The sequence below is a fragment of the Streptomyces sp. NPDC052225 genome (assembly GCF_040679615.1).
Taxonomy (GTDB): Bacteria; Actinomycetota; Actinomycetes; order Streptomycetales; family Streptomycetaceae; genus Streptomyces.
In genome coordinates this window covers 321,889-347,796 of record NZ_JBFAVD010000007.1, presented here as the reverse complement: position 1 = coordinate 347,796, position 25,908 = coordinate 321,889, and the positions used below count along the sequence as shown (strand labels likewise).

The 25,908-nt window shown below is 69.1% G+C and carries 23 protein-coding genes and 1 pseudogene; 16 read left to right on the top strand and 8 right to left on the bottom strand.

The window, feature by feature from the left end:
* Window positions 1–90: pseudogene (locus AB0L37_RS14335) on the top strand (sigma factor); the annotation flags it as partial.
* A gap of 34 nt (window positions 91–124) precedes the next feature.
* On the opposite strand, the gene AB0L37_RS14330 reads toward AB0L37_RS14335, so the two are convergent.
* The 3 genes from AB0L37_RS14330 to AB0L37_RS14320 all read right to left on the bottom strand — a co-directional run bounded on the left by AB0L37_RS14330 (window position 125) and on the right by AB0L37_RS14320 (window position 2,682).
* Window positions 125–1,201, bottom strand: a complete 1,077-nt coding sequence (locus tag AB0L37_RS14330) for a trypsin-like peptidase domain-containing protein (protein ID WP_365504213.1) — start codon at window positions 1,199–1,201, stop codon at window positions 125–127.
* A 60-nt stretch (window positions 1,202–1,261) separates the two neighbouring features.
* A complete protein-coding gene (locus AB0L37_RS14325; RefSeq protein WP_365504255.1) occupies window positions 1,262–1,969 on the bottom strand; it encodes a methyltransferase domain-containing protein in 708 nt (235 codons plus the stop codon).
* An 83-nt stretch (window positions 1,970–2,052) separates the two neighbouring features.
* Window positions 2,053–2,682, bottom strand: a complete 630-nt coding sequence (locus tag AB0L37_RS14320; RefSeq protein WP_365504211.1) for a DUF3043 domain-containing protein — start codon at window positions 2,680–2,682, stop codon at window positions 2,053–2,055.
* 250 nt (window positions 2,683–2,932) lie between these two features.
* On the opposite strand from AB0L37_RS14320, the gene AB0L37_RS14315 reads away from it, so the two are divergent.
* The 5 genes from AB0L37_RS14315 (at window position 2,933) to AB0L37_RS14295 (ending at window position 9,552) form a co-directional block, all read left to right on the top strand.
* Window positions 2,933–3,730, top strand: a complete 798-nt coding sequence (locus AB0L37_RS14315; RefSeq protein ID WP_365504209.1) for a PspA/IM30 family protein — start codon at window positions 2,933–2,935, stop codon at window positions 3,728–3,730.
* Window positions 3,731–3,764: 34 nt separating this feature from the next.
* Entirely contained in the window at window positions 3,765–4,043 is a 279-nt protein-coding gene (locus AB0L37_RS14310; RefSeq protein ID WP_365504207.1) for a hypothetical protein, read from the top strand.
* A 271-nt stretch (window positions 4,044–4,314) separates the two neighbouring features.
* Entirely contained in the window at window positions 4,315–5,541 is a 1,227-nt protein-coding gene (locus tag AB0L37_RS14305) for a sensor histidine kinase (protein ID WP_365504205.1), read from the top strand.
* The gene (locus AB0L37_RS14300; RefSeq protein ID WP_365504203.1) at window positions 5,538–6,245 is read left to right on the top strand and encodes a response regulator transcription factor; all 708 of its coding nucleotides are present in this window, start codon (window positions 5,538–5,540) and stop codon (window positions 6,243–6,245) included. The genes AB0L37_RS14305 and AB0L37_RS14300 overlap by 4 nt, the downstream gene beginning before the upstream one ends.
* 175 nt (window positions 6,246–6,420) lie before the next feature.
* On the top strand, window positions 6,421–9,552 hold the full coding sequence (locus tag AB0L37_RS14295; RefSeq protein ID WP_365504201.1) for an efflux RND transporter permease subunit: 3,132 nt from the start codon (window positions 6,421–6,423) through the stop codon (window positions 9,550–9,552).
* A gap of 198 nt (window positions 9,553–9,750) precedes the next feature.
* Here AB0L37_RS14295 and nadA read toward each other — a convergent pair whose 3' ends face one another.
* Window positions 9,751–10,956 carry a quinolinate synthase NadA gene (nadA, locus tag AB0L37_RS14290; protein WP_365504199.1) on the bottom strand — a complete coding sequence of 402 codons (1,206 nt, stop codon included), beginning with the start codon at window positions 10,954–10,956 and terminating at the stop codon, window positions 9,751–9,753.
* A gap of 276 nt (window positions 10,957–11,232) precedes the next feature.
* Between nadA and AB0L37_RS14285 the strand changes: the two genes are divergently transcribed.
* Complete coding sequence (locus AB0L37_RS14285) at window positions 11,233–11,589, top strand: iron-sulfur cluster assembly accessory protein (RefSeq protein WP_365504197.1); 357 nt, start codon at window positions 11,233–11,235, stop codon at window positions 11,587–11,589.
* Between the two features lie 61 nt (window positions 11,590–11,650).
* On the opposite strand, the gene AB0L37_RS14280 is transcribed toward AB0L37_RS14285, so the two are convergent.
* Window positions 11,651–13,177, bottom strand: coding sequence for a hypothetical protein (locus AB0L37_RS14280; RefSeq protein WP_365504195.1), 1,527 nt, complete (start codon window positions 13,175–13,177; stop codon window positions 11,651–11,653).
* 101 nt (window positions 13,178–13,278) lie between these two features.
* A complete protein-coding gene (locus AB0L37_RS14275) occupies window positions 13,279–13,497 on the bottom strand; it encodes a hypothetical protein (RefSeq protein ID WP_365504193.1) in 219 nt (72 codons plus the stop codon).
* A 134-nt stretch (window positions 13,498–13,631) separates the two neighbouring features.
* Between AB0L37_RS14275 and AB0L37_RS14270 the strand changes: the two genes are divergently transcribed.
* Window positions 13,632–14,609: a carbohydrate kinase family protein gene (locus AB0L37_RS14270; RefSeq protein WP_365504191.1), complete on the top strand. Its 978-nt coding sequence runs from the start codon at window positions 13,632–13,634 to the stop codon at window positions 14,607–14,609.
* 137 nt (window positions 14,610–14,746) lie between these two features.
* On the opposite strand, the gene AB0L37_RS14265 is transcribed toward AB0L37_RS14270, so the two are convergent.
* Complete coding sequence (locus AB0L37_RS14265; protein ID WP_365504189.1) at window positions 14,747–16,129, bottom strand: aminotransferase class V-fold PLP-dependent enzyme; 1,383 nt, start codon at window positions 16,127–16,129, stop codon at window positions 14,747–14,749.
* Between the two features lie 353 nt (window positions 16,130–16,482).
* On the opposite strand from AB0L37_RS14265, the gene coxB reads away from it, so the two are divergent.
* The 4 genes from coxB (at window position 16,483) to AB0L37_RS14245 (ending at window position 20,932) form a co-directional block, all read left to right on the top strand.
* Complete coding sequence (gene coxB, locus AB0L37_RS14260) at window positions 16,483–17,442, top strand: cytochrome c oxidase subunit II (RefSeq protein WP_338695784.1); 960 nt, start codon at window positions 16,483–16,485, stop codon at window positions 17,440–17,442.
* A complete protein-coding gene (gene ctaD / locus AB0L37_RS14255) occupies window positions 17,439–19,175 on the top strand; it encodes a cytochrome c oxidase subunit I (protein WP_365504186.1) in 1,737 nt (578 codons plus the stop codon). The genes coxB and ctaD overlap by 4 nt, the downstream gene beginning before the upstream one ends.
* Window positions 19,172–19,570 carry a cytochrome c oxidase subunit 4 gene (locus AB0L37_RS14250; RefSeq protein ID WP_365504184.1) on the top strand — a complete coding sequence of 133 codons (399 nt, stop codon included), beginning with the start codon at window positions 19,172–19,174 and terminating at the stop codon, window positions 19,568–19,570. Before ctaD ends, AB0L37_RS14250 begins: the two co-directional genes overlap by 4 nt.
* Before the next feature lie 120 nt (window positions 19,571–19,690).
* Window positions 19,691–20,932 (top strand): Ig-like domain-containing protein, encoded by a 1,242-nt coding sequence (locus AB0L37_RS14245; protein WP_365504182.1) that lies wholly within the window; start codon window positions 19,691–19,693, stop codon window positions 20,930–20,932.
* Between the two features lie 72 nt (window positions 20,933–21,004).
* On the opposite strand, the gene AB0L37_RS14240 is transcribed toward AB0L37_RS14245, so the two are convergent.
* Window positions 21,005–21,406 (bottom strand): hypothetical protein, encoded by a 402-nt coding sequence (locus AB0L37_RS14240; RefSeq protein WP_365504180.1) that lies wholly within the window; start codon window positions 21,404–21,406, stop codon window positions 21,005–21,007.
* Window positions 21,407–21,580: 174 nt separating this feature from the next.
* Between AB0L37_RS14240 and AB0L37_RS14235 the strand changes: the two genes are divergently transcribed.
* The 4 genes from AB0L37_RS14235 to AB0L37_RS14220 all read left to right on the top strand — a co-directional run bounded on the left by AB0L37_RS14235 (window position 21,581) and on the right by AB0L37_RS14220 (window position 25,796).
* Window positions 21,581–22,201, top strand: coding sequence for a heme-copper oxidase subunit III (locus tag AB0L37_RS14235; protein WP_338695773.1), 621 nt, complete (start codon window positions 21,581–21,583; stop codon window positions 22,199–22,201).
* 81 nt (window positions 22,202–22,282) lie between these two features.
* Window positions 22,283–23,092, top strand: coding sequence for a c-type cytochrome (locus AB0L37_RS14230; RefSeq protein ID WP_365504178.1), 810 nt, complete (start codon window positions 22,283–22,285; stop codon window positions 23,090–23,092).
* A complete protein-coding gene (locus AB0L37_RS14225) occupies window positions 23,089–24,153 on the top strand; it encodes a Rieske 2Fe-2S domain-containing protein (protein ID WP_365504176.1) in 1,065 nt (354 codons plus the stop codon). The genes AB0L37_RS14230 and AB0L37_RS14225 overlap by 4 nt, the downstream gene beginning before the upstream one ends.
* Window positions 24,150–25,796 (top strand): cytochrome bc complex cytochrome b subunit, encoded by a 1,647-nt coding sequence (locus tag AB0L37_RS14220; RefSeq protein ID WP_365504174.1) that lies wholly within the window; start codon window positions 24,150–24,152, stop codon window positions 25,794–25,796. Before AB0L37_RS14225 ends, AB0L37_RS14220 begins: the two co-directional genes overlap by 4 nt.
* The last annotated feature ends 112 nt before the right edge of the window (window positions 25,797–25,908 follow it).

Below are 25,908 nucleotides of genomic sequence, written 5' to 3'. Positions count from 1 at the left end.
GGTGACGTCCGTGAGGCGGAGGACGTCACCCAGCAGGTGTTCCTCGCCGCGTGGCGCGGCCGGGCGGGATACCGGCCCGAACTCGGCTCCCCCGCTGCGGCTTTTCGACGGCGAGGGCCAGGCCTCACATCTCTCCGAGCGTCACCTCGGCCGACTTCTCGTCACCGTCCCGCGTGTACGTGACCCGCACCTTGTCCCCGGGCTTCTCCGCGGCCAGCGCCTCGGAGAGCCCCTGCATGGTCGTCACATCGGTGCCCCCGAACCGAGTGATGACATCCCCCGCCTCGATCCCGGCCTCGTCGGCACCCCCGCCGTCCGTCACGGACACCACCCCGACCCCGGACGCCCGATACCCGTCGTCCACCACCGTGCGGCCGGTGATGCCGAGCGCGGCCCGCCCCGAGTCCGTCACCTTGCCGTCCTTGATGACCTGGTCCGCGACGGTCGTGACCATGGACGCGGGGATCGCGAACCCGATGCCGGGCGCCGCGCTGTCGCCCAGGTCGGGATCGGTCGCCGCGAGCGTGGGGATGCCGATGACCTCGCCGTTCAGATTGACGAGCGCGCCCCCGCTGTTGCCCGGGTTGATCGCGGCGGACGTCTGCACCATGTTCGCGATGGTCGCCCCGGTCCCACCGCCGGCCCGGCCCTCGCTGACGGTCCGCCCGGTCGCCGACACGATGCCCTGCGTGACGCTGGAGGAGAGGCCGAGCGGTGACCCCATCGCCAGCGTGATCTGCCCGACCTCGACCTTCGACGAGTCCCCGAACGTCGCGGCCTTCAGGCCGTCGGGCACCTTCTCCAGCTTGATGACGGCGAGGTCCTGCTCGGGATACGTGTACACGAGCTTCGCCGTCAGCTCGTCGGTGCTGTTGGCCGCCGTGACCTTGAACGTCTTCTCGTCACCGACCACGTGCGCGTTCGTCACGATGTGCCCGTGGTCGTCGTAGACGACACCGGAGCCCAGGTCGGACGACGCCTGGATCTGGACGACCGACGGCAGGACGTCCTTGATCACCTTCTGGTAGTCCTCCTGCAGGCTGTTGGCCGCGGCGGGCGCGGCGGCCTGCGTGGTGGTGTCGGACGCACCGGAGGACCCGGAGCCCGCACACCCGGACACGAGCGCCGCGGCGCACACGGCGCCGGTCAGCGGCAGGAGAACACGAGAACCGGCACGAGACCTGAAACGAGAGGCATCCATGCCCGGATTGTCACGTTCGGGCGGTTCGGCCGCCCTCGCTGGACGGCCGAATAGGGGGTCTCAGCCCCGCACCCCGCACAGATGAAGCAACGCGGCGACCCGCCGGTACGGCTCCGTGCGCCCGGCCCGCTCCTCCGCGGCGAGCAGCGTCTGAAGCTCCCCGTGCTCCGGCGGCGCCGCGCCGTCCGGGGCCTGGTCGGTGAAGACCCGCACCCCGTACCAGGTGTGCAGCGGCGCCCCGATCCCGGCCAGCGTCTCGGTCAGCGCGTCGAGCCGGTCGGCCCGTACGTCGAGACCGAGCCGGTTGGTGTACGACGTCGAGTCGAAGGCGCCGAGCGCGCCGACCCAGTCGCCACCGAGCCCGGGCCGCATGGCCAGCGCGTCCGCGTTCCGTACGAGCAGTGACAGCAGGCCGCCCGGCGCGAGCATCCGCGCCAGGCCCGCGAGCAGCGCGTCCGGGTCCTCGACGTACATCAGGACGCCGTGGCACAGCACGATGTCGAAGCTGCCCGGCAGGAAGTGGACCCCGGTCTCCATGCCGCTGCCCTGCACGATGCGCACGCGCTCACGGACCCCGGCGGGCTCGTCGGCCAGCGCGAGGTTCGCGGCCCGCACCATCCCGGGGTCCTGCTCGACACCGGTCACTTTGTGCCCGGCCCGGGCCAGGCGCAGCGCCTGTGTGCCCTGGCCCATGCCCACGTCGAGCACCCGCAGCCGCTGCCCGACGGGGAAACGCCCGGCTATCTGCTCATCGAGCTGCCGGGCCACCAGTTCCTGCCGTACGACGTTGCGCAGGCCCCCCAGCTTGTCCAGCCAGGAGTGCACCGCGTCGCCGGCGAAAGGCTCGGCGCTCAGGGTCGCTCCCCACGCTTGACCTGCGGCTTCGGCAGACGCAGACGCTTCATCTGGAGCGTGCGCATCAGCGCGTACGCGACGGCGCCCTTACGGCGCTCGTTCGGGAACTTCTCCGCCAGGATCTTCTTCAGGCGGAAGCCGGTGATGGCCGAGTCGATCACGATCGCGACGATCACGAACAGCCACAGCAGCAGCGCGATGTTCTGGAGCGAGCCGACGCGGACCATGCTCAGGACGAGGATGATCACCGCCATCGGCAGGAAGTACTCGGCGATGCAGAACCGCGAGTCGACGAAGTCACGCGCGTACTTGCGCACGGGACCCTTGTCGCGGGCCGGCAGATAGCGCTCGTCACCGCTGGCCAGCGCGGCACGCTGGCGCTCCATCGCGGTACGGCGCTCGTCACGCTGACGTCCGCGGGCCTCCTTGGGCGTCATCTTGGTGTTGGCCACGCTGCGGCGCTGCGTCTGGGCCTCGCTGCGCTTCGGCGTGGGGCGGCCCTTGGGCGCCTGAGGGTCACGGGGCTGCGTCGACGAGGAGGTCACCGGGGCCTTGGCGGCCGGTGCCTTGTCGTCCTTGGATCGGCTACGGAACACAAAAGCCAAGGGTACGTGGTGGACGCGCATGGACCAGAGGCCCGGTGGGAACGATCCGGCAACACCCTGCGTCCCTGTGCACAGGACGGCACGGCCCCGTGGCCTCGGGGGTCACCTACTCCCTACGCCGGAGCGGAGCGGGACGCAGTCGTCCTTGGGGATGAGCGCATCCGCACCTGAACAGTGCGGTAATAGATGCAGGACCCGTACTGTGGATTCTGTCGCAGTGCTGGAGCTGGAACGGCCGGTCGGATCTGTCAGAAGGGGGCGCGCGAAGCCCATGAGCGGTGTCATGAAGCGTATGGGGATGATCTTCCGCGCGAAGGCGAACAAGGCCCTTGACCGGGCCGAGGACCCGCGCGAAACCCTCGATTACTCGTACCAGAAGCAGCTGGAGCTGCTCCAGAAGGTGCGCCGCGGCGTCGCCGACGTGGCGACCAGCCGCAAGCGCCTGGAGCTGCAGCTCAACCAGCTCCAGGGCCAGTCCTCCAAGCTGGAGGACCAGGGCCGCAAGGCGCTCGCGCTCGGCCGTGAGGACCTCGCCCGCGAGGCGCTGTCCCGCCGCGCCGCGCTGCAACAGCAGGTCACGGACCTGGAGACGCAGCACCAGACGCTCCAGGGGGAGGAGGAGAAGCTCACCCTCGCGGCGCAGCGGCTCCAGGCCAAGGTCGACGCCTTCCGTACGAAGAAGGAGACCATCAAGGCCACCTACACCGCGGCGCAGGCGCAGACCCGGATCGGCGAGGCGTTCTCCGGCATCTCCGAGGAGATGGGCGACGTCGGCATGGCGATCCAGCGCGCCGAGGACAAGACGGCCCAGCTCCAGGCGCGGGCCGGCGCCATCGACGAGCTGCTCGCGTCCGGTGCCCTCGACGACTCGTCGGGCCTGGCCAAGGACGACATCCAGTCCGAGCTGGATCGCCTCTCCGGCGGAACTGATGTAGAGCTGGAGCTGCAGCGCATGAAGGCCGAGCTGGCCGGGGGCTCGTCCTCGTCCCAGCAGGCCATCGAGGGCGGCGCCGGGCAGGGCCAGCAGGCCCCGCAGACGCAGGACACCCCGCGCTTCGACAAGCAGTAGTCCCTACGCGAGTCCTTACGCCGAGGAGGGCGTCATGATCGTACGGATCATGGGGGAGGGCCAGGTGAGGCTGTCGGACGACCGCTTCACCGAGCTCAACAAGCTCGACGACGAGTTGCTCCGGGAGATGGAGAACGGGGACGGGCCGGGTTTCCGCCGCACCCTCGCCCAGCTCCTCGACGCCGTCCGCCGCCTCGGCGAACCGCTCCCCGACGACTCCCTGGAGCCGTCGGAACTGATCCTCCCGTCCCCGGACGCGACGCTGGAGGAAGTCCGCGACATGCTCTCCGACGACGGCCTCATCCCGGGCTGACCCCACCGTCGGCGGTCTGTCGCCCCCGCCGCCCCGGCTACCGGCTACCGCCGACCGCTCGGCCACTGCCGCAGCCTTGGGCGACCCGCCGTTCCCCACCCACCCCGCCCCCGCGCGGCAGGGTGGGCAAGGCGGCCCCCAGCGCCGGGCGCGCTTTCCCAGGGCCCCGGCCACAGCACGGCTGAGTCGCCGGACACGGGGCACCTGACCATCAGGACCCCGACGACAGCCCGCCGACGCACAAGAAAAGGGGGCGGCTACCGTGACGCCGGTGACCCCCCTCGTACGGTGGGCCAGAACGCACCCCCTGGCCCTGGACGCCCTCGTCGCCACCGGCGTCCTCATCTGCATGGTCGCCGGCTCCTTCGTCGACCCCCACGGCGCCGACGGAACCTACGGCTGGGGCGCCCGCACCCCGGACGCCCTCAGCCTCCTCCTCATGGTGCTCGGCGCGGCCGCCCTGGTCTTCCGCCGCATCGCCCCGATGTACGTGCTCGCCGCGACCTCCACCGTGTCCCTCGTCGAACTGGTCACCGGCGAGCCCCGCGCCCCCGTCGTGATGTCCGCGGTCGTCGCCCTGTTCACCGTCGCCGCGAGCACGGACCGTCCCACCACCTGGCGCGTCGGCCTCGCCACGATGGCCGTGCTGACCTGCGTCGCCATGTTCGTCGGCCCGCTGCCCTGGTACGCGCAGGAGAACCTCGGCATCTTCGCCTGGACCGGCATGGCCGCCGCCGCGGGCGACGCGGTCCGCTCCCGCCGCGCCTTCGTCGCCGCGATCAGGGAGCGCGCCGAACGCGCCGAACGCACCCGCGAGGAGGAGGCCCGCCGCCGCGTCGCCGAGGAGCGGCTGCGCATCGCCCGCGACCTGCACGACGTCGTCGCGCACCACATCGCCCTCGTCAACGTCCAGGCCGGCGTCGCGGCCCACGTCATGGACAAGCGCCCCGACCAGGCGAAGGAAGCCCTCTCGCACGTCCGCGAGGCCAGCCGCTCGGCGCTCAACGAACTCCGCGCCACCGTCGGCCTGTTGCGCCAGACCGGCGACCCCGAGGCCCCCACCGAACCCGCGCCGGGACTCGACCGGCTCGACGACCTCGTCGACACGTTCCGGCACGCCGGGCTGCCCGTCGAGGTGGCCCGTGCGAAGGACGCCCCCGCGCTGCCCGCAGCCGTCGACCTGGCTGCCTTCCGTGTCGTGCAGGAAGCCCTGACGAACGTACAGAAACACGCGGGACCCGCCTGCAAGGCCGAGGTCAGCGTCGTGCGGGTCGGCCCGAACGTCGAGGTGTCGATCCTCGACGACGGCCCCGGCACCCCGTCCCCGGCCGCCGCCGACGAGAACGGCGGTCACGGCCTGCTCGGCATGCGCGAACGCGTCTCCGCGCTCGGCGGCACCCTCACCGCGGGACCGCGCTACGGCGGCGGTTTCCGCGTCCATGCGATCCTTCCGGTCAACGCCCGCACCGCCACCACCTCAGGGGACGCCACCACATGACCAGCGGCATGATCAGGGTCCTCCTGGCCGACGACCAGGCCCTGCTGCGCAGCGCCTTCCGCGTACTCGTCGACTCCGAACCCGACATGGAAGTGGTGGGGGAGGCGTCCGACGGCGCCGAGGCGGTCCGCCTCACCCGCAGCGAGCGGCCCGACGTCGTCCTCATGGACATCCGCATGCCCGGCACCGACGGCCTCGCCGCGACCCGCGAGATCAGCGCCGATCCCGGCCTCGCCCACGTACGCGTCGTGATGCTGACGACGTTCGAGGTCGACGAGTACGTGGTGCAGTCGCTGCGGGCCGGCGCCTCCGGCTTCCTCGGCAAGGGCGCCGAACCCGACGAACTCCTCGCCGCCGTACGCATCGCCGCCGCGGGCGACTCCCTGCTCTCCCCGGCCGCGACCCGCGGCCTGATCGCCAAGTTCCTTGCACAGAGCGAGGGTTACGAGGATCTCGCGGACGGCGAGCGGCCCGGTGGCCGGCACGGCGAGCGGCTCGCGGCGCTCACGGTCCGCGAGCGCGAGGTCCTCGTCCAGGTCGCCGGCGGCCACTCGAACGACGAGATCGCCGAGCGTCTCGAAGTCAGCCCGCTCACCGTGAAGACCCACGTGAACCGCGCCATGGCCAAGCTCGGCGCCCGCGACCGCGCCCAACTCGTCGTCATTGCGTACGAATCGGGCCTGGTACGCCCGAGGGTGGAGTGACCGAGGGCCCGTACGTACTACGGGCGCAGTAGGCGGCGGACAAGAACGGGACCTGGGAGCGACGTTTTCGGCCGCGCCCGTGGCCGAGGGTGGAGCCTGGACCCCACCCGTGCGTGTGCACGTCAGGGGCCGCAGGCCTGTTCCCCGCTCACGTCCCCCCGGAGACCCGCCCCATATGTCCTGGCTGTCGAGATTCAGTCTCGCCCAACGCGCCCTGATCGGGCTGATGTCCCTCATCGCGATCGTCTTCGGTGCCATCGCGATCCCTCAGCTCAAGCAGCAGCTGCTGCCCTCCATCGAACTCCCCATGGTGTCCGTCATCGCCCCCTACCAGGGCGCGTCGCCGGACGTCGTGGAGAAGCAGGTCGTCGAGCCGTTGGAGAACTCGCTCGACGCGGTCGACGGGATCACCGGCGTCACCTCGACCGCCAGTGAGGGCAACGCCCTGGTGATGGCCTCGTTCGACTACGGCAACGGCACGAAGCAGCTGGTCGCCGACGTCCAGCAGGCCGTGAACCGGGCGCGGGCCCAACTCCCCGACGACGTCGACCCGCAGGTCGTGGCCGGCTCGACCGACGACATCCCGACCGTCGTCCTCGCCGTCACCTCCGACAAGGACCAGCAGGCCCTCGCGGACCAGCTCGACAAGTCCGTCGTGCCGACGCTGAAGGACATCGACGGCGTCTCCCAGGTCACCGTCGACGGCGTCCGCGACCTCCAGGTCGACGTCACGCCCCGGGACAGGAAGATGGCCGCGGCGGGCGTCACCGTCCGGACGCTGAGCCAGTCCCTCCAGGCCGGCGGCGCCACGATGCCCGCGGGTTCGTTCGACGAGGACGGCCACAACCGCACCGTCCAGGTCGGCGGCGGCTTCACCTCCCTCGCCCAGATCGAGGACCTGATGATCACGGGGGAGGGCGTCAAGAAGCCCGTACGCCTCGGTGACATCGCCACCGTGAAGCAGCGCCCGGCCACCGCCGACTCCCTCACCCGCACCGACGGCAAGCCCAGCCTCGCGGTCATGGTCACCATGGACAAGGACGGCTCGGCGGTCTCCATCTCGAACGAGGTCGAGGACAAGCTGCCCGCGCTCCGCCAGGACCTGGGCTCCGGCGCCGAGCTGACGGTCGTCAGCGACCAGGGCCCGGCCGTCTCGAAGTCCATCTCGGGCCTCACCACGGAGGGCGCGCTCGGCCTGCTCTTCGCGGTCATCGTGATCCTGGTCTTCCTCGCGTCGATCCGCTCGACCCTCGTCACGGCGGTCTCCATCCCGCTGTCGGTGGTCCTCGCGCTGATCGTCCTGTGGACCCGCGACCTCTCCCTGAACATGCTCACGCTCGGCGCCCTGACCATCGCGATCGGCCGGGTCGTGGACGACTCCATCGTCGTCCTGGAGAACATCAAGCGGCACCTCGGCTACGGGGAGGAGCGCCAGGAGGCGATCCTCAAGGCGGTCCGTGAGGTCGCCGGCGCGGTCACGTCCTCGACGCTCACGACGGTCGCCGTCTTCCTGCCCATCGGTCTGGTCGGCGGCATGGTGGGCGAGCTGTTCGGCTCGTTCAGCCTCACGGTGACGGCCGCGCTCCTCGCGTCTTTGCTCGTCTCGCTGACGGTCGTGCCGGTCCTCTCGTACTGGTTCCTGCGCCCGCCGAAGACGGCCCGCGGTGTCGACCCGGAGGAGGCCCGCCGCAAGGCCGAGGAGAAGGAAGCACGCTCCTGGCTCCAGCGGATCTACGTCCCCGTGCTCCGTTTCGCGACGCGCCGCCGCTTCACCAGCGTCGTCATCGCGATCGTCGTCCTCGTCGGCACGTTCGGCATGGCGCCGATGCTGAAGACGAACTTCTTCGACCAGGGCGAGCAGGAAGTCCTGTCCATCAAGCAGGAGTTGAGGCCCGGCACCAGCCTCGCCGCGACCGACGCCTCCGCGCGCAAGGTCGAGAAGGTGCTCCAGGGCATCGACGAGGTCAAGGACTACCAGGTCACCATCGGCTCGTCCGGCTTCATGGCGGCCTTCGGCGGCGGCACCGACACCAACCAGGCCTCGTACCAGGTGACCCTGAAGGACAAGGCGTCGTACGAGGACACGCAGAGCCGCATCGAGCGCGAGCTCGGCAAGCTCTCCGGGATCGGTACGACGACGATCGCGGCCGGGGACGGGTTCGGCAGCCAGGACCTGAGCGTGGTCGTGAAGGCCGCCGACGGCGCCGTCCTCGACAAGGCGTCCGAGCAGGTGCGCGACGCGGTGGCCTCGCTCGACGACGTCACGGACGTCACCAGCGACCTGTCGACGTCGGTTCCGCGGATCTCCGTGAAGGCCAACTCCAAGGCGGCCGCGGCCGGTTTCGACGACACGACGCTCGGCGCCGCCGTCACCCAGGCCGTGCGCGGCACCACCAGCGGCAAGGCGATCCTCGACGACACCGAGCGCGACATCGTCGTGAAGTCGGCGAAGCCCGCCACGACGATGGACGAGCTGAAGAAGCTGCCGATGGGGCCGCGCGGCCTCACCCTCGGCGACATCGCCACGGTGAAGCTGGCCGACAGTCCGGTGTCGATGACCCGGATCGACGGCGCCCGCGCGGCGACCGTCACGGCGAAGCCGACCGGTGACAACACGGGCGCGGTCAGCGCCGACCTCCAGAAGAAGATCGACGCGCTGAAGCTGCCGAAGGGCGCCACGGCGACCATCGGCGGTGTCACCTCCGACCAGGACGACGCGTTCAAGAACCTGGGCCTGGCGATGCTCGCGGCCATCGCGATCGTCTTCATGCTCCTGGTGGCGACGTTCCGCTCGCTGGCCCAGCCGCTGATCCTGCTGGTCTCCATCCCGTTCGCGGCGACCGGCGCGATCGGCCTGCTGATCGCCACCGGCACCCCGATGGGCGTCCCGGCGATGATCGGCATGCTGATGCTCATCGGCATCGTGGTCACGAACGCGATCGTCCTCATCGACCTGATCAACCAGTACCGGGCCCAGGGCCTGGGAGTGGTGGAAGCCGTGGTCGAGGGCGGCCGCCACCGCCTGCGCCCGATCCTCATGACGGCCCTCGCGACGATCTTCGCCCTGCTCCCGATGGCGCTCGGCGTCACCGGCGAGGGCGGCTTCATCGCGCAGCCACTGGCCGTGGTCGTCATCGGCGGCCTGATCACGTCGACCCTGCTGACCCTCCTCCTCGTCCCGACGCTCTACGCGATGCTGGAGCTCCGCAAGGAGAAGCGGGCGAGGAAGCGCGCGGCGAAGCGGGAGAAGAAGGCGGACGTCCCGTCCCCCTCCACCTCCCCGGACTCGGAACCGGCGCAGGTCTGACGCCGGCCCCCGCCGCCTTGGGCAGTCTGCCGCCTGGGGCGGCAGGGTGGGCAAGGCGGCACCCCGGCGCGGGGCGAGCGCTTCACAAGGCGCCCACCGCGACGCACATCGGCCCGGCAGCAATTGCCGGGCCGATGTGCGTCGCGGGCCGCAGCCCGTCACCGATTGCTCGCGCAGTTCCCCGCGCCCCTGGCGGGGCTACGGCAACGCCAGCATCCTTTCGAGCGCCAGCTTCGCGAACTGTTCCGTCTCGCGGTCGACCTCGATCCGGTTCACGAGCTGCCCGTCCGCCAGGGACTCCAGCGTCCACACCAGATGCGGCAGGTCGATCCGGTTCATGGTCGAGCAGAAGCAGACCGTCTTGTCGAGGAAGACGATCTCCTTGCCCTCGGGAGCGAAACGGTTGGCAAGGCGCCGCACCAGGTTCAGCTCGGTCCCGATCGCCCACTTCGACCCGGCGGGAGCGGCCTCCAGCGCCTTGATGATGTACTCCGTCGACCCGACGTAGTCCGCCGCGGCGACGACCTCGTGCTTGCACTCGGGGTGCACCAGCACGTTCACGCCCGGAATCCGCTCGCGCACATCGTTCACGGAGTCCAGCGAGAACCGCCCGTGCACCGAGCAGTGCCCGCGCCAAAGGATCATCTTGGCGGCCCGCAGCTCGTCGACGGTCAGGCCGCCGTTCGGCTTGTGCGGGTTGTAGACGACGCAGTCGTCAAGGGACATCCCGAGGTCCCGCACCGCGGTGTTGCGCCCGAGGTGCTGGTCCGGCAGGAAGAGCACCTTGTCGCCCTGCTCGAAGGCCCAATTGAGCGCCCGCTCGGCATTGCTCGACGTACAGATCGTGCCGCCGTGCTTGCCGGTGAACGCCTTGATGTCGGCCGAGGAGTTCATGTACGAGACGGGCACGACGGACTCGGCGATCCCGGCCTCGGTCAGCACGTCCCAGCACTCGGCGACCTGCTCGGCCGTCGCCATGTCGGCCATCGAGCAGCCGGCGGCGAGGTCGGGCAGCACGACCTTCTGATCGTCACCGGTCAGGATGTCCGCGGACTCCGCCATGAAGTGCACACCGCAGAAGACGATGTACTCGGCCTCGGGCTTCGCGGCGGCGTCGCGCGCCAGCTTGAAGGAGTCGCCGGTGACGTCGGCGAACTGGATGACCTCGTCGCGCTGGTAGTGGTGCCCGAGCACGAACACCTTGTCGCCGAGCTTCTCCTTGGCCGCGCGGGCCCGCTCCACGAGGTCGGGGTCGGAGGGCGACGGCAGGTCGCCGGGGCAGTCCACGCCGCGCTCGCTCGCGGCGTCGGCCTCGCGGCCGAGCAGCAAAAGCGCCAGAGGCGTAGGCGAAACATCCAGGTCAACGGGGGCCTGGGGGGTCTGGGCCGTGGTCACGTCACGCACCCTTTCTGATCAACAGAACGACTTCTCGTCGAAATGACGCTATCTATCATACGTGGTTCACGTCAGTTTGACGACACTCAATTCGTCGATGTGACGCAATCCGCCTCACCTTCTCTCCACGGGCCCCGTGCCCCGTTCCTCCGGGGTGTGCGAGCATGAAAGGAAGAAGCGCGCAGCCCTCAACTGTTTTGGCCTCGGCGGATCCGGAATGGATCCGGGCCTTTGCCGGTTGTAATGGTCGCCAAGCAGTCTCCGTACAACCCGGGAGAGATGTAGATGTCCGTATCGGACGAGACCACCACCGTCAGCGACGGCATCATCCTGAGCGACGCCGCCGCGGCCAAGGTCAAGGCTCTGCTCGACCAGGAAGGCCGTGACGACCTGGCCCTGCGCGTGGCTGTTCAGCCGGGCGGCTGCTCCGGCCTGCGCTACCAGCTCTTCTTCGACGAGCGTCAGCTCGACGGCGATGTCGTCAAGGACTTCGGCGGCGTCAAGGTCGTCACCGACCGCATGTCCGCCCCGTACCTGGGCGGCGCCTCCGTCGACTTCGTCGACACCATCGAGAAGCAGGGCTTCACGATCGACAACCCGAACGCGACGGGTTCCTGCGCCTGCGGCGACTCGTTCAGCTAAAGCGAACAACGAGGCGGCCCACCCCGTACGCGGGGTGGGCCGCCTCGTCGTTCACCGCTGTTCAGCCACGCGGAGCGGTCTCGCTGCCACCCGGCCGGTTCCGCTGTGCCACCGGCACCTCGTGCCCCTGGCCGTCCACGACCTCGCGCCCGTCCAAGGGCGCGTCCAGCGTGACCGGCAGCGTGTAGAACTTCGCCAGCTCGACGCAGACGGTCCCCTTCTTCTCGGTCGCCGTCACCGTCACGCTCACCCGGTCCCCGGACTCGTGGGCCCGCGCCGCGTACGTCGCGCACACGCCCCCGGTGAAGTGCAGCGTCAGCGTCTTCCCCGCGCCGCTGTACCCCTCCACGCGTACGCCGTGCCGGTCGGACCCCGGGTCACCGGCCGATGTGCTCGGCCGCGGACTCGGCTCCGCCGGCGGCTCCCCGCCCGGCGAGGACGACGCACTCGACGGCGCCACCAGGTACGCGGGGTCGACCGCCGGATGCGTCACCGTGAACACCGAGTCCGCCCCGGTCGGCTTCACCTCGAACAGCCACGCCGGTACCAGCGCCTGCCGCCCCTGCGTGTAGTAGGCCGCGAGCCCGAACGCCGCCTTGTCCACGGTCACGGTGGAGGACGCCGGCGGCCGCGGCGACGACGGGGTGCACCCGGAGCCCTGCGCCGTGCTCCCGTCCAGCGGCACCGCGCTCGCGCAGTCACCGGCGGAGCGTCCCCGGCCACCGCCCGAGGCCGCCCTGTTCAGCTGCCGGATCGTCTCCTCGGCGCCGACCACCGGATAGACATCGCCCTTGACCGTGGCCTTCAACTGCCCGCTGCCGCCCGTCACTTGACCGTCGGGGCCGACCTGGATCCCGGTCGACCAGCCGTACGTCGGCAGGCCGCCCACCGTCGGGTCCGCGTTCACCACCCGCGTGGCGCCCATGAGCTGGTCCGTGTCGAGCTTCGCGTCGTCCTGCCCGAGCGCCTTGAGGATCGGCGCCGCCGCCTTCTTCGCGACGGCCGCGCTCACCGCGTCACCCTCGCTCCCGCTGCCCACCGGCGGGTCCGAACACTTCGCCACGCCGCCGCACTTGTCACCGGCCGACGGTGCGAGCCGGGAGTAGGTCCAGGCCCCCGGCGCCTTCCGGTTCACCTGCAACGACGGGCCCGAACCGTCCTGCGGCGGGTCCAGCCGCCAGGCCCCGTCCCGCAGTTGAGGCCGCCCCTCGACACCGAGCGCCTTGGCGAGCGAGGCCACCTCGGACGCGCTCACCTCACCCTCGGCGCGGTACACGGGCGCCTCGTCCGGCCCGTCGGGCAGCGCGCCGCCCGCCTTGTAGCGGGTGCCGTTGGGGTCCGGCTCGCCGGGCGCGATGCCGTTCGTCGTGCCGGGGCTGCCGCCCTCGCCGTATCCGTCCAGGGCCAGCGGCGGGGGAGTGCCGCCCCCACCGGGGCCGCTCGTACGGTCGTCGCCGCTCGGCCCCGACGCGTTCGTCGCGAGGTACGCTCCGCCGCCACCGGCGAGAAGGACAGCCGCGGCGACCGAGGCGATCGCCAGCGTGCGCCGCCGCCCGTGCCGGTCCCGCGTCTGCTGTTCGGTGCTCACCGCATCGCTCCTTCACCTGCCGCGTCGTATCCCGCATCCCCTTGATGAGGGACAGCTACAGGGGACAGCGATGGGACGCGGCAGGGGAGCGCGCGGTTCCCTCAGTCGCCGAAATCGGCCATGGAGTCGATGAGGCGGGCGGACGAGGCCGGCACGACGACCCCGTGGATCCGCGCGGAGACCGGCCCCGCGGGCGTCGGAACCCTCCGCTCCACCTCCCAGGGCGCCCGGGGCGTCACCCAGTGCGGCACCATCCGCGCGCAGTCGACGCGCAGCGCCGCGAGCCCGTCCTGGGTCATGAAGGACACGTCGTAGGTCATGACGGCACCGTAGGCACGTGGCCCCGTACGAAAAAAGCCCTACTATCGGGTAGTTTCCGCACTTCAGAGCAAGGGCTCCCACCGGGTAGCGTGAACCGTCAACTCCTCCCCCTCGCAGGAAGCGTGCTCACGCCGTGCGAATCGCAGTCACCGGCTCCATCGCCACCGACCACCTGATGACCTTCCCCGGCCGCTTCGCCGACCAGCTCGTCGCCGACCAGCTGCACACGGTCTCCCTCTCCTTCCTCGTCGACAACCTCGACGTGCGCCGGGGAGGCGTCGGCGCCAACATCGCCTTCGGCATGGGCCAGCTCGGCACGGGCCCGATCCTGGTCGGCTCCGCCGGCTTCGACTTCGACGAGTACCGCGCCTGGCTCGACCGCCACGGCGTGGACACCGAGTCGGTCCGTATCTCCGAGACCCTGCACACCGCCCGCTTCGTGTGCACGACGGACGCCGACCACAACCAGATCGGCTCCTTCTACACGGGCGCGATGAGCGAGGCCCGCCTCATCGAGCTGAAGACCGTCGCCGACCGCGTGGGCGGCCTCGACCTGGTCCTCATCGGCGCGGACGACCCGGAGGGCATGCTCCGCCACACGGAGGAGTGCCGCTCCCGGTCGATCCCGTTCGCCGCCGACTTCTCGCAGCAGATCGCGCGCATGGACGGCGACGAGATCCGTACGCTCCTCGACGGCGCCACGTACCTCTTCTCGAACGAGTACGAGAAGGGCCTGATCGAGTCCAAGACCGGCTGGACCGACGCCGAGATCCTGTCGAAGGTCGGCCACCGCGTCACCACGCTCGGCTCGCGCGGCGTCCGCATCGAGCGCGTCGGTGACGACCCGATCGAGGTCGGCGTCCCCGACGAGAAGGCCAAGGTCGACCCGACCGGCGTCGGCGACGCGTTCCGCGCGGGCTTCCTGTCCGGCCTGGCCTGGGGTGTCTCCCTGGAGCGCGCGGCCCAGGTCGGCTGCATGCTCGCCACGCTCGTCATCGAGACCCTGGGCACCCAGGAGTACGAACTGCGCCGCGCATCCTTCATGGACCGCTTCCGCAAGGCATACGGCGACGAGGCGTCGGCCGAGGTCGAGTCCTACCTGGGCGCATAGGGGCGCGGGGCTGTATCGATCAGCGGCTCCGCCGCGGGGCGCGAGCAACCCACGAAAAGCCGCAGTCGCGTCTGCTCATCGACCGAGCAGACGCGACTGCGGCTTTCTGTGGCTGGTCGCGCAGTTCCCCGCGCCCCTTACGGGGCGCTTCTGCGGACCTCATATGAGACGGCGCCGTCAGACCCCGGCACCGCCCCCACGTACTCGTGCCCCTGCGTAAAACACCACGCCGGAATGTCGACAGCGGCGACCTCGTCATCGGCGACCACCGTGACCGTGCCGCCGACCCGGACCCGCCCGATCGCCCGGGCCAGCTCGATGACCGGCTGCGGACAGGTCATCCCCAGCGCGTCGACGGTGACGGCATCGGCGTCCCCGGGACCCGCCACCCCTGACACGCCCAACTTCTCGCGCACCTCGGCGACGACCCCGGGCAGCACGTCGAGAAACCGCTCGACCTCCTCCTGCGGCACCCCGAGCGGCAGCGAGACCCGGACGTTCCCCTCGCTCACCACGCCCATCGCCCGCAGCACATGGCTGGGTGTCAGCGTGCTGCTGGTGCACGACGATCCGGATGAAACGGAAAATCCACTCCGGTCGAGCCCGTGCAGCACGCTCTCCCCGTCGACGTACAGGCACGAGAACGTCACGACGTGCGGCAGCCGCCGCGCCGGATCCCCGACGACCTCCACGTCCGGCACGAGCCCGGGCACCCGCGCCCGGATCCGCTCCGTCAACTCCCGCAGCCGCGCCGCCTCCCCGGCGGCCTCGGCGCGCACGGCCCGCAGCGACGCGGCGGCGGCCACGATGCCCGGAATGTTCTCGAACCCGGCGGCCCGCCCCGACTCCCGCTCGTCGGCGGGCCCTTGGGGCGCGAACCGCACACCCTTCCGTACGACGAGCACGCCGACCCCCGCCGGGCCGCCCCACTTGTGGGCGCTCCCCGTGAGCAGCGACCAGTCGCCCTCGACCTGCCCCCAGGCCAGCGACTGCGCCGCGTCAACAAGGAGGGGCACTCCCGCCTCCCGGCACACCTGAGCGACTTCGGCGACCGGCTGTACGGTCCCGACCTCATGGTTGGCGGACTGGAGGCAGGCCAGCGCGGTGTCGGCCCGCAGCGCGTCGGTGTACCCGGCGACGGCCACCCGGCCCTCGCGCCCGACCCCGACCTCGGTCACCGAACCGCCGCCGCTCTCGTGGGACGCCGCCGAATGGAGCACGGCCGAGTGCTCCACCGCCGAGACCACCAGGTGCCGCCCGACACGCCGACGCCCGGCGAGCGCGCCGGCGATCCCGTCGTGCAGGGCCCGCGTCCCGGAAGAGGTGAACACCAGCTCGTCCGGCCGGCACCCCACGGCCTCCGCGGCCGCCTCCCGGGCGGCGTCCAGCAGCAGCCTGGCCCGCCGCCCCTCGCGATAGAGCCGCGAGGGGTCGGCCCACCCTTCATCAAGGGAGGCCTGGAGGGCCTGCCGGGCGACGGGGTGCAGGGGAGCGGACGAGGCCACATCGAAGTACGACACAGCCCCACGCTAGAACCCCCGCGAAGGTCACCCCGGCCAGGGGCACGGGGAACGGCGCGAGCAACCCCACACAACCCGCACGCGCCGGACAAACAAGCCCCCCTCGGCGAAAGTGCGCACACCAGAGCCCCCGACCCCCCGTCAGAAAGCCCCAAACGCAGGCCGATCCCACCCTTCGGAGTGACCCGCGGCGCGTTAGGCACCCTCCCCGCGCGACCCCAAATAGCGTCCAGTAGGGTTTGGTCCGCATAAACATCCAAACCCCTGCCCGTGTGCCAGGGCGGCGAGCGACCAGCGAGATGGCGGCCGTAGCCAACCAAAGAGCGCGGGCGAGACTCTCGGGAAGGCGCTACGTGAGTCCCAACGGCTCCGACCGCTCGTCGCGGCGCCCGATGCGGCGGAAGCTGCCGCAGGTGCTGACTGCGGGCCTGATCCTGGTTACCGCTACCGGTTGCACATACAAGGACTTCCCTCGTCTTGGTATGCCCACCCCGGTGACGGAAGAGGCCCCACGGATCCTCTCCCTCTGGCAGGGCTCGTGGGCGGCAGCGCTCGCCACGGGTGTCCTTGTCTGGGGCCTGATCCTGTGGAGCGTCATCTTCCACCGGCGTAGCCGCACCAAGATCGAGGTACCGACGCAGACGCGGTACAACATGCCGCTCGAGGCGCTGTACACGGTGGTGCCTCTCATCATCGTGTCGGTCCTCTTCTACTTCACCGCGCGCGACGAGTCGAAGCTTCTGAAGCTCGACGACAAGCCCGCGCACACCATCAACGTGGTCGGCTACCAGTGGAGCTGGGGCTTCAACTACGTCGAGAACGTGCCGGGTGTCGACGGTGACGCCAAGACCTCCAAGGAGCTCTCGGCGATTCCGAAGCGCTTCAAGGAGGACTTCCCGGCGAACGCCGGCGGCGTCTACGAGGTCGGCACCCCTGGCGAGCGGAACCCGCAGACCAACAACCCCGGCCCGACCCTCTGGCTCCCCAAGGGCGAGAAGGTCCGCTTCGTCCTGACTTCGCGTGACGTCATCCACTCCTTCTGGGTGGTGCCGTTCCTCATGAAGCAGGACGTCATCCCGGGCCACACCAACTCCTTCGAGGTGACCCCCAACAAGGAGGGGACCTTCCTGGGCAAGTGCGCCGAGCTCTGCGGCGTCGACCACTCCCGGATGCTGTTCAACGTGAAGGTCGTCTCTCCGGAGAAGTACGAGCAGCACCTCAAGGACCTCGCGAAGAAGGGGCAGACCGGTTACGTCCCGGCTGGCATCGCCCAGACGGACCACGAGAAGGACCGGGAGACGAAGAACCTGTGAGCATCCTCAACGAACCCCAGGGTGCCGCCGCAGCTGACGACTCGTACGAGAACGAGCTGCCGGTCCGGCCCAAGAGCCCCGGCGCGACGGTGATCAAGTGGCTGACCACCACTGACCACAAGACGATCGGCACGCTGTACCTGGTCACGTCGTTCGCGTTCTTCTGCGTCGGCGGCATCATGGCGCTCTTCATGCGCGCCGAACTAGCCCGTCCCGGCACGCAGATCATGTCGAACGAGCAGTTCAACCAGGCGTTCACGATGCACGGCACGATCATGCTGCTGATGTTCGCGACGCCGCTGTTCGCGGGCTTCGCGAACTGGATCATGCCGCTGCAGATCGGCGCCCCCGACGTCGCGTTCCCGCGACTGAACATGTTCGCCTACTGGCTGTACCTGTTCGGCTCGCTGATCGCGGTGGGTGGCTTCCTCACCCCGCAGGGCGCCGCGGACTTCGGCTGGTTCGCCTACAGCCCGCTGTCGGACGCCGTCCGCTCGCCGGGCATCGGCGCCGACATGTGGATCATGGGTCTGGCCTTCTCCGGCTTCGGCACGATCCTCGGCTCGGTCAACTTCATCACCACGATCATCTGCATGCGCGCTCCGGGCATGACGATGTTCCGTATGCCGATCTTCGTGTGGAACGTCCTGCTGACCGGTGTCCTGGTCCTGCTGGCCTTCCCGGTCCTCGCGGCCGCGCTGTTCGCCCTGGAGGCGGACCGCAAGTTCGGTGCCCATGTGTTCGACGCCGCGAACGGCGGTGCGCTGCTCTGGCAACACCTCTTCTGGTTCTTCGGACACCCAGAGGTGTACATCATCGCCCTGCCGTTCTTCGGAATCATTTCCGAAGTGATCCCGGTGTTCTCGAGAAAGCCGATGTTCGGCTACTCGGGCCTCATCGGCGCGACGATCGCCATCGCCGGTCTCTCCGTGACCGTGTGGGCGCACCACATGTACGTGACCGGTGGCGTACTCCTCCCGTTCTTCTCCTTCATGACGTTCTTGATCGCCGTGCCAACAGGCGTGAAGTTCTTCAACTGGATCGGAACGATGTGGAAGGGCTCGTTGTCCTTCGAGACACCGATGCTCTGGGCGATCGGCTTCCTGATCACCTTCACCTTCGGCGGTCTGACCGGCGTCATCCTGGCGGCCCCGCCGCTGGACTTCCACATCTCGGACTCGTACTTCGTGGTGGCGCACTTCCACTACGTGGTGTTCGGCACCGTCGTCTTCGCGATGTTCTCCGGCTTCCACTTCTGGTGGCCGAAGTTCACCGGCAAGATGCTCGACGAGCGACTCGGCAAGATCACGTTCTGGACGCTGTTCACCGGCTTCCACGGCACGTTCCTGGTGCAGCACTGGCTGGGTGTCGAGGGCATGCCGCGTCGTTACGCGGACTACCTCGCGGCCGACGGCTTCACCGCGCTGAACACGGTCTCGACGATCTCCTCGTTCCTGCTCGGTCTGTCGATCCTGCCGTTCTTCTACAACGTCTGGAAGACCGCCAAGTACGGCAAGAAGATCGAGGTCGACGACCCGTGGGGCTACGGCCGTTCGCTCGAGTGGGCGACCTCCTGCCCGCCGCCGCGGCACAACTTCCTCACCCTGCCGCGCATTCGCTCCGAATCGCCGGCCTTCGACCTGCATCACCCTGAGATCGCGGCCCTGGACCAGCTGGAGAACTCCGGCCACGGCTCCAAGGCGCTCGCTGGCGGCAAGGAGGCCGGCAAGTGAAGGTCCAAGGCAAGATGTTCATCTGGCTGAGCCTCTTCGTCCTGATCATGGCCGGTGTCTACGGCGTGTGGTCGAAGGAGCCGGCCGGTACGACGGCGCTCTTCCTGGCGTTCGGCCTGTGCATCATGATCGGCTACTACCTGGCCTTCACGGCCCGGCGGGTCGACACCGGTGCGCAGGACAACAAGGAGGCCGACGTCGCGGACGACGCCGGCGAGGTGGGCTTCTTCAGCCCGCACTCCTGGCAGCCGCTGTCCCTGGCCGTCGGTGGCGCCCTCACCTTCATGGGCGTCGTCTTCGGCTGGTGGCTGCTGTACTTCTCGGCCCCCGTCATCCTGTTCGGCCTGTGGGGCTGGGTCTTCGAGTACTACCGCGGTGAGAACCAGAACCAGTAGGTCCTGAACTCCCGCACGACAAGGGCCCGGACCCTCCTGACGGAGGGTCCGGGCCCTTGCGCATGCCCCGTGCGGCTCACTCGCCGCGCTGGACGTGACGAACCTTCATACGGTGTGTTCATGAACCACTCACCGCGCATCCGTACGGTTCTCGGCTGCACGCTGCTGGTGGCCGCACTCGGTGCGGGCGTCACGGCCTGCGGCAGCTCCGGCCACCCGCTCTCCGCCAAGCCGTACGACGCGGCGAGCCAGATCACCTTCAGCGGTCCCGTGGGCGCCAAGAAGGCGGATCCGGACAAGCCCCTGGAAGTCACCGCGCAGGGCGACGAAGGACGCATCACCGACGTCACCGCCACGGACGCCATGGGCCGCTACGTCGCGGGCGAACTCACCGCCGACGGCCGGAGATGGCACAGCACCGCTCCGCTGGCCGCAGAGGCCCATTACACGGTCCACGTCAGCACGGAGGACGAGGACGGCGCGCCGGGCCGCAAGGTGCTCACCTTCGACACCGGCAAGGCCGGCAAGGAGAAGGCGCTCAAGGTCACGTTCGGCCCCGAGGGCGGCAAGTACGGCGTCGGCCAGCCCATCACGGCCCAACTCAACAAGCCCGTCAAGGACAAGAAGGCCCGCGCCGTCGTCGAGCGCGCCCTGAAGGTCGACTCGCAGCCCTCCGCGGGCGGCGGCTCCTGGTACTGGGTGGACAGCAAGGAACTGCACTACCGCCCGAAGGACTACTGGCCCGCCCACGCGACCATCACGGCCCGCAGCAACCTGGAGGGCATCAAGGTCGCCGACCGGCTCTGGGGCGGCAAGTCCAAGCCGCTGACCATCACCACGGGCGACAAGCTCGTCGCGGTCACCGACGCCGGTTCGCACTGGATGACGGTCTACCGCAACGGCGAGGAGATCAACTCCATCCCGGTCACCACCGGCAAGCCGGGCTACGAGACCCGCAACGGCGTCAAGGTCGTGCTGGGCCAGGAGTACTCCGTACGCATGACCAGCGCGAGCATCGGCTCCTCGGACTTCTACGACAAGGAGGTCTACTACGCGACCCGCGTCACCTGGAGCGGCGAGTACGTGCACGCGGCCCCCTGGTCCGAGGGCTCACAGGGCTACGAGAACACCAGCCACGGCTGCACCGGCATGAGCACGGGCAACGCCGCCTGGTTCTTCGACACGTTCCGCCGCGGCGACCTGGTGAAGGTCATCAACAGCTACGGCGAGGACATGGACCCGTTCGGCAACGGCTTCGGCGACTGGAACGTCGACTGGAAGAAGTGGCGCGAGGGCAGCGCCCTGTCGGACTCCAGCAAGCCGGACCCGGTGCAGAAGGCGCGGCTCAGCCCGGAGGTCTGAGCGCGCCGGATGTGAGACTTCCGACTCCCGTACGTCATCGGCGTACGGGAGTCGGCCGTCGGAGCCCCGGTCTCAGGCGCCGACGGCGAGCCGCGAACGCAGCAGCGACGCCAGCGCCCCGGCGAACTCGACCGGCTCGACGGGCAGCGTCACCGCGGCCTCCGCGCGGCTCCACGTGGCCAGCCAGGCGTCCTGCGGGCGGCCGATCAGGAGCAGCACCGGCGGGCAGCGGAAGATCTCGTCCTTGATCTGCCGGCAGACGCCCATGCCGCCGGCGGGCACGGCCTCACCGTCCAGGACGCATACGTCGATTCCGCCGCGATCCAGCTCCTTCAGGACCGCGGGGAGTGTCGCGCACTCGATGAACTGGACCTCGGGGACGTCCGACGCGGGCCTGCGGCCGGTCGCGAGACGCACCTGCTCCCGCGTGTTGGCGTCGTCGCTGTAGACCAGAACCGTCGCGGTCGACTGCATCGTTCCTCCGAGACATCGGTGTCCTAAGGCGTACTTGGCGCGGAGCCTACTCCTCCCGACACCCCGTCAACACCGGTTCGCACAGGCCTCCGATGGGCCATATGGGCTGGACACACCCCCCAGACACTCCGAACGGCACCCCCCGGAGTGAGGGCGAGATAAGCGACCGACATAATGTCGGTCGTGGCGACAGCAACGACAGTAGAAACCGGGCACGCGCACCCGTCGGTCAATCGACCGAACCTCACCAGCGTCGGAACCATCATCTGGCTGAGTTCCGAGCTGATGTTCTTCGCGGCCCTCTTCGCGATGTACTTCACCCTGCGATCGGTGACCGGACCGGATCACTGGAAGGAAATGGCGTCCGCGCTGAACCTTCCGTTCTCCGCGACGAACACCACGATCCTGGTGCTCTCCTCACTCACGTGTCAGCTCGGCGTGTTCGCAGCTGAACGCGGGGACGTGAAGAAGCTCCGGATGTGGTTCATCGTCACCTTCATCATGGGTGCGATCTTCATCGGCGGTCAGGTCTTCGAGTACACCGAGCTGGTCAAGAAGGATGGGCTCTCGCTCTCCTCCGACCCGTACGGCTCGGTGTTCTACCTGACCACCGGCTTCCACGGCATGCACGTGACAGGTGGCTTGATCGCCTTCCTGTTCGTCCTCGGCAGGACGTATGCCGCCCGGAGGTTCACCCACCATCAGGCAACCGCCGCCATCGTCGTGTCGTACTACTGGCACTTCGTCGACGTCGTCTGGATCGGCCTCTTCGCCACGATCTACCTGATCAAGTAGTTCGAAGATCACAGCATCGGGCGTAGCACCCGACACATTCCCGCAGCACCGACGCAGAAGATCCTGACACCGGGGTAATCCGTGAAAAAGCTCTCCGCACGACGACGCCATCCGCTGGCGGCGGTCGTCGTCCTACTCCTCGCGCTGGCGGCCACCGGGGGGCTGTACGCCGCGTTCGCGCCCGCGGACAAGGCGCAGGCCGATGAAACCGCCCAGTCCCTCGCCATCGACGAGGGCAAGAAGCTCTACTCCGTCGGCTGCGCCAGCTGCCACGGAACCGGCGGTCAGGGCACCACCGACGGGCCGAGCCTGGTGGGTGTCGGCTCCGCCGCCGTCGACTTCCAGGTCGGCACCGGCCGTATGCCGGCGCAGCAGCCTGGCGCTCAGGTCCCGCGCAAGAAGGTCATCTACTCGCAGGCCGAGATCGACCAGCTGGCGGCGTACATCGCCTCGCTGGGTGCCGGTCCGGTCGCGCCGACCTCCGAGGACTACAGCCCGGAAGGTGCGGACATCGCCAAGGGTGGCGAGCTGTTCCGTACCAACTGTGCCCAGTGCCACAACTTCACCGGTGAAGGTGGCGCTCTGACGCACGGCAAGTTCGCGCCGAGCCTCGAGGACGTCGCTCCCAAGCACATCTACGAGGCCATGCAGACCGGCCCGCAGAACATGCCGTCCTTCCCGGACACGACGATGACCAAGCAGAACAAGAAGGACATCATCGCGTACCTCGACGCGGTCAACGGTGACAAGACGGAGAGCCCTGGTGGTCTCAAGCTGGGCGGGCTCGGCCCGGTCAGTGAGGGTCTGTTCGCCTGGATCTTCGGTCTCGGCGCCCTCGTCGCCGTCGCCATCTGGGTCGCCGCTCGGACCGCAAAGGCCAAGAAGTCATGAGTAGCCAAGACATTCCAGAAGAGAACCTGCCTGCTGAGCGGGACATCCACGAGGGTGCGGAGCACGGCTCGGTCGCGGTGAAGGACGAGCCCTTCGCCGACCCGGGTCTGCCGCCCCACGAGCACCGGATCCAGGACATCGACGAGCGGGCCGCACGCCGGTCCGAGCGCGTCGTGGCCATGCTGTTCACGGTGTCGATGCTGGCGACCATCGCCTTCATCGCCTCGTACGTCGCCATCGACGTCGACAAGAGCATCTACGTCTTCCCGATCGGGCACATCAACGCGCTGAACTTCGCGCTGGGCCTGACCCTGGGCGTGGCCCTGTTCTGCATCGGCGCGGGCGCGGTCCACTGGGCCCGCACCCTGATGTCCGACGTCGAGGTCGCCGACGACCGGCACGCCATCGAGGCCGAGCCCGAGGTCAAGGCGAAGGTCCTCGCGGACTTCGCGGACGGTGCGCGCGAGTCGCAGTTCGGCCGCCGCAAGCTGATCCGCAACACCCTGTTCGGTGCGCTGGCCCTGGTGCCGCTCTCCGGCGTCGTCCTTCTTCGTGACCTCGGGCCGCTGCCCGAGACGAAGCTGCGCCACACGGCGTGGAAGAAGGGCAAGAAGCTCGTCAACATGAACACGAACGAGCCGCTGCGCGCTTCGGACATCGCGGTCGGTTCGCTCACCTTCGCCAAGCCCGAGGGCGTGGAGGAGCACGACGAGGACTTCCAGCAGGTCATGGGCAAGGCCGCCCTGATGCTCGTGCGCATCCAGCCGCAGAACATCAAGGACAAGCAAGAGCTCGAGTGGTCCCACGAGGGCGTTGTCGCGTACTCGAAGATCTGCACCCACGTGGGGTGCCCGATCTCCCTGTACGAGCAGCAGACGCACCACGTCCTGTGCCCCTGCCACCAGTCCACCTTCGACCTCTCCGACGGTGCCCGGGTGATCTTCGGTCCCGCCGGTCACGCGCTGCCGCAGCTGCACATCGGCGTAGATGACGAGGGCTTCCTCGTCGCGCAGAGCGACTTCGCGGAGCCCGTCGGTCCTGCCTTCTGGGAGCGCGGATGAGTACTACTACGACCAAGCCGTCCAACGACGCGCCTTCTCGTGAGAAGGCGCCGGCCGGCGAGCGCGTCGCCGACTGGGCCGACGGCCGGCTGGGGATCTACTCCCTGGCCAAGGCCAACATGCGCAAGATCTTCCCGGACCACTGGTCCTTCATGCTCGGTGAGATCTGCCTCTACAGCTTCATCATCATCATCCTCACGGGTGTGTACCTGACGCTGTTCTTCCACCCGTCGATGAACGAGGTGGAGTACCACGGCAGCTACGTCCCGCTGCAGGGACAGCTGATGTCCGAGGCGTTCAACTCGACCATGCACATCTCCTTCGATGTGCGCGGTGGTCTGCTGATCCGTCAGATCCACCACTGGGCCGCGCTGATCTTCCTCGCCGGCATGTTCGTGCACATGATGCGCGTGTTCTTCACGGGTGCGTTCCGCAAGCCCCGTGAGGTCAACTGGCTGTTCGGCTTCCTGCTGTTCGTCCTGGGCATGTTCACCGGCTTCACCGGTTACTCGCTCCCGGACGACCTGCTCTCCGGCACCGGTGTCCGCTTCATGGAGGGCGCGGTCCTGTCCGTGCCGATCGTCGGCACGTACCTGTCGTTCTTCCTCTTCGGCGGCGAGTTCCCGGGCGGCGACTTCGTCGCGCGGTTCTACTCGGTCCACATCCTGCTGCTGCCGGGCATCATGCTCGGGCTCGTGGTCGCTCACCTGATCCTGGTCTTCTACCACAAGCACACGCAGTTCGCGGGCCCCGGAAAGACGAACAAGAACGTCGTGGGCATGCCGCTCCTGCCGGTCTACATGGCCAAGGCGGGTGGCTTCTTCTTCCTGGTCTTCGGTGTCATCGCGGTCATCGCCGCGATCGCGTCGATCAACCCGATCTGGGCCATCGGCCCGTACCGGATCGACCAGGTGTCCACGGGTGCGCAGCCCGACTGGTACATGGGCTTCTCCGAAGGCCTGATCCGTACGATGCCGGGCTGGGAGATCAACCTCTGGGGTCACACGCTCGTCCTGGGTGTGTTCGTCCCGCTGGTGATCTTCCCGCTGGTCCTGGTGGCCATCGCGGTCTACCCGTTCATCGAGTCCTGGGTCACCGGCGACAAGCGCGAGCACCACATCCTGGACCGCCCGCGCAACGTCCCGACCCGCACGGCCTTCGGTGCCGCGTGGATCTCCTGGTACTTCGTGCTCCTCGTGGGTGGTGGAAACGACCTCTGGGCCACGCACTTCCACCTGTCGATCAACGCGATCACCTGGTTCGTCCGCGTCGGATTCTTCGTCGTGCCGGTCCTGGTGTTCATCGCCACCAAGCGGATCTGCCTCGGCCTCCAGCGCCGCGACAAGGACAAGGTGCTGCACGGACGCGAGTCCGGCATCATCAAGCGCCTGCCGCACGGTGAGTTCATCGAGGTGCACGAGCCGCTCGACCAGGAGGCCCTGCACACCCTCACGGCGCACGAGCAGTACCAGCCGCTCGAGATCGGCCCGTCGGTCGACGAGAACGGTGTGGAGCGCAAGCTGTCGCGCATGCAGAAGCTGCGCGCCAAGCTCTCGAAGGGCTACTACGGGGAGCACAACCAGATCCCCAAGCCCACCGTCGAGGAGTACAAGGAGATCACCAGCGGCCACGGCCACCACTGATCTCTGACTGTCCGCCACGGCAAGAGCCCCCGTCCAGTGCCTGGACGGGGGCTCTTTGCCGTCCCCGTCGCTCGATAAGGTGGGGACGTTTCATCCTTACGAACACCACACA

Coding starts and splice junctions, on each gene's coding strand:
- AB0L37_RS14315 (WP_365504209.1), top strand. CDS start 2,933: ATGAGCGGTGTCATGAAGCGTATGGGGATGATCTTCCGCGCGAAGGCG.
- AB0L37_RS14220 (WP_365504174.1), top strand. CDS start 24,150: ATGAGTACTACTACGACCAAGCCGTCCAACGACGCGCCTTCTCGTGAG.
- AB0L37_RS14330 (WP_365504213.1), bottom strand. CDS start 1,201: ATGGATGCCTCTCGTTTCAGGTCTCGTGCCGGTTCTCGTGTTCTCCTG.
- AB0L37_RS14225 (WP_365504176.1), top strand. CDS start 23,089: ATGAGTAGCCAAGACATTCCAGAAGAGAACCTGCCTGCTGAGCGGGAC.
- AB0L37_RS14275 (WP_365504193.1), bottom strand. CDS start 13,497: ATGACCTACGACGTGTCCTTCATGACCCAGGACGGGCTCGCGGCGCTG.
- AB0L37_RS14245 (WP_365504182.1), top strand. CDS start 19,691: ATGAACCACTCACCGCGCATCCGTACGGTTCTCGGCTGCACGCTGCTG.
- AB0L37_RS14295 (WP_365504201.1), top strand. CDS start 6,421: ATGTCCTGGCTGTCGAGATTCAGTCTCGCCCAACGCGCCCTGATCGGG.
- AB0L37_RS14285 (WP_365504197.1), top strand. CDS start 11,233: ATGTCCGTATCGGACGAGACCACCACCGTCAGCGACGGCATCATCCTG.
- AB0L37_RS14310 (WP_365504207.1), top strand. CDS start 3,765: ATGATCGTACGGATCATGGGGGAGGGCCAGGTGAGGCTGTCGGACGAC.
- AB0L37_RS14320 (WP_365504211.1), bottom strand. CDS start 2,682: ATGCGCGTCCACCACGTACCCTTGGCTTTTGTGTTCCGTAGCCGATCC.
- AB0L37_RS14240 (WP_365504180.1), bottom strand. CDS start 21,406: ATGCAGTCGACCGCGACGGTTCTGGTCTACAGCGACGACGCCAACACG.
- AB0L37_RS14300 (WP_365504203.1), top strand. CDS start 5,538: ATGACCAGCGGCATGATCAGGGTCCTCCTGGCCGACGACCAGGCCCTG.
- AB0L37_RS14235 (WP_338695773.1), top strand. CDS start 21,581: ATGTCGGTCGTGGCGACAGCAACGACAGTAGAAACCGGGCACGCGCAC.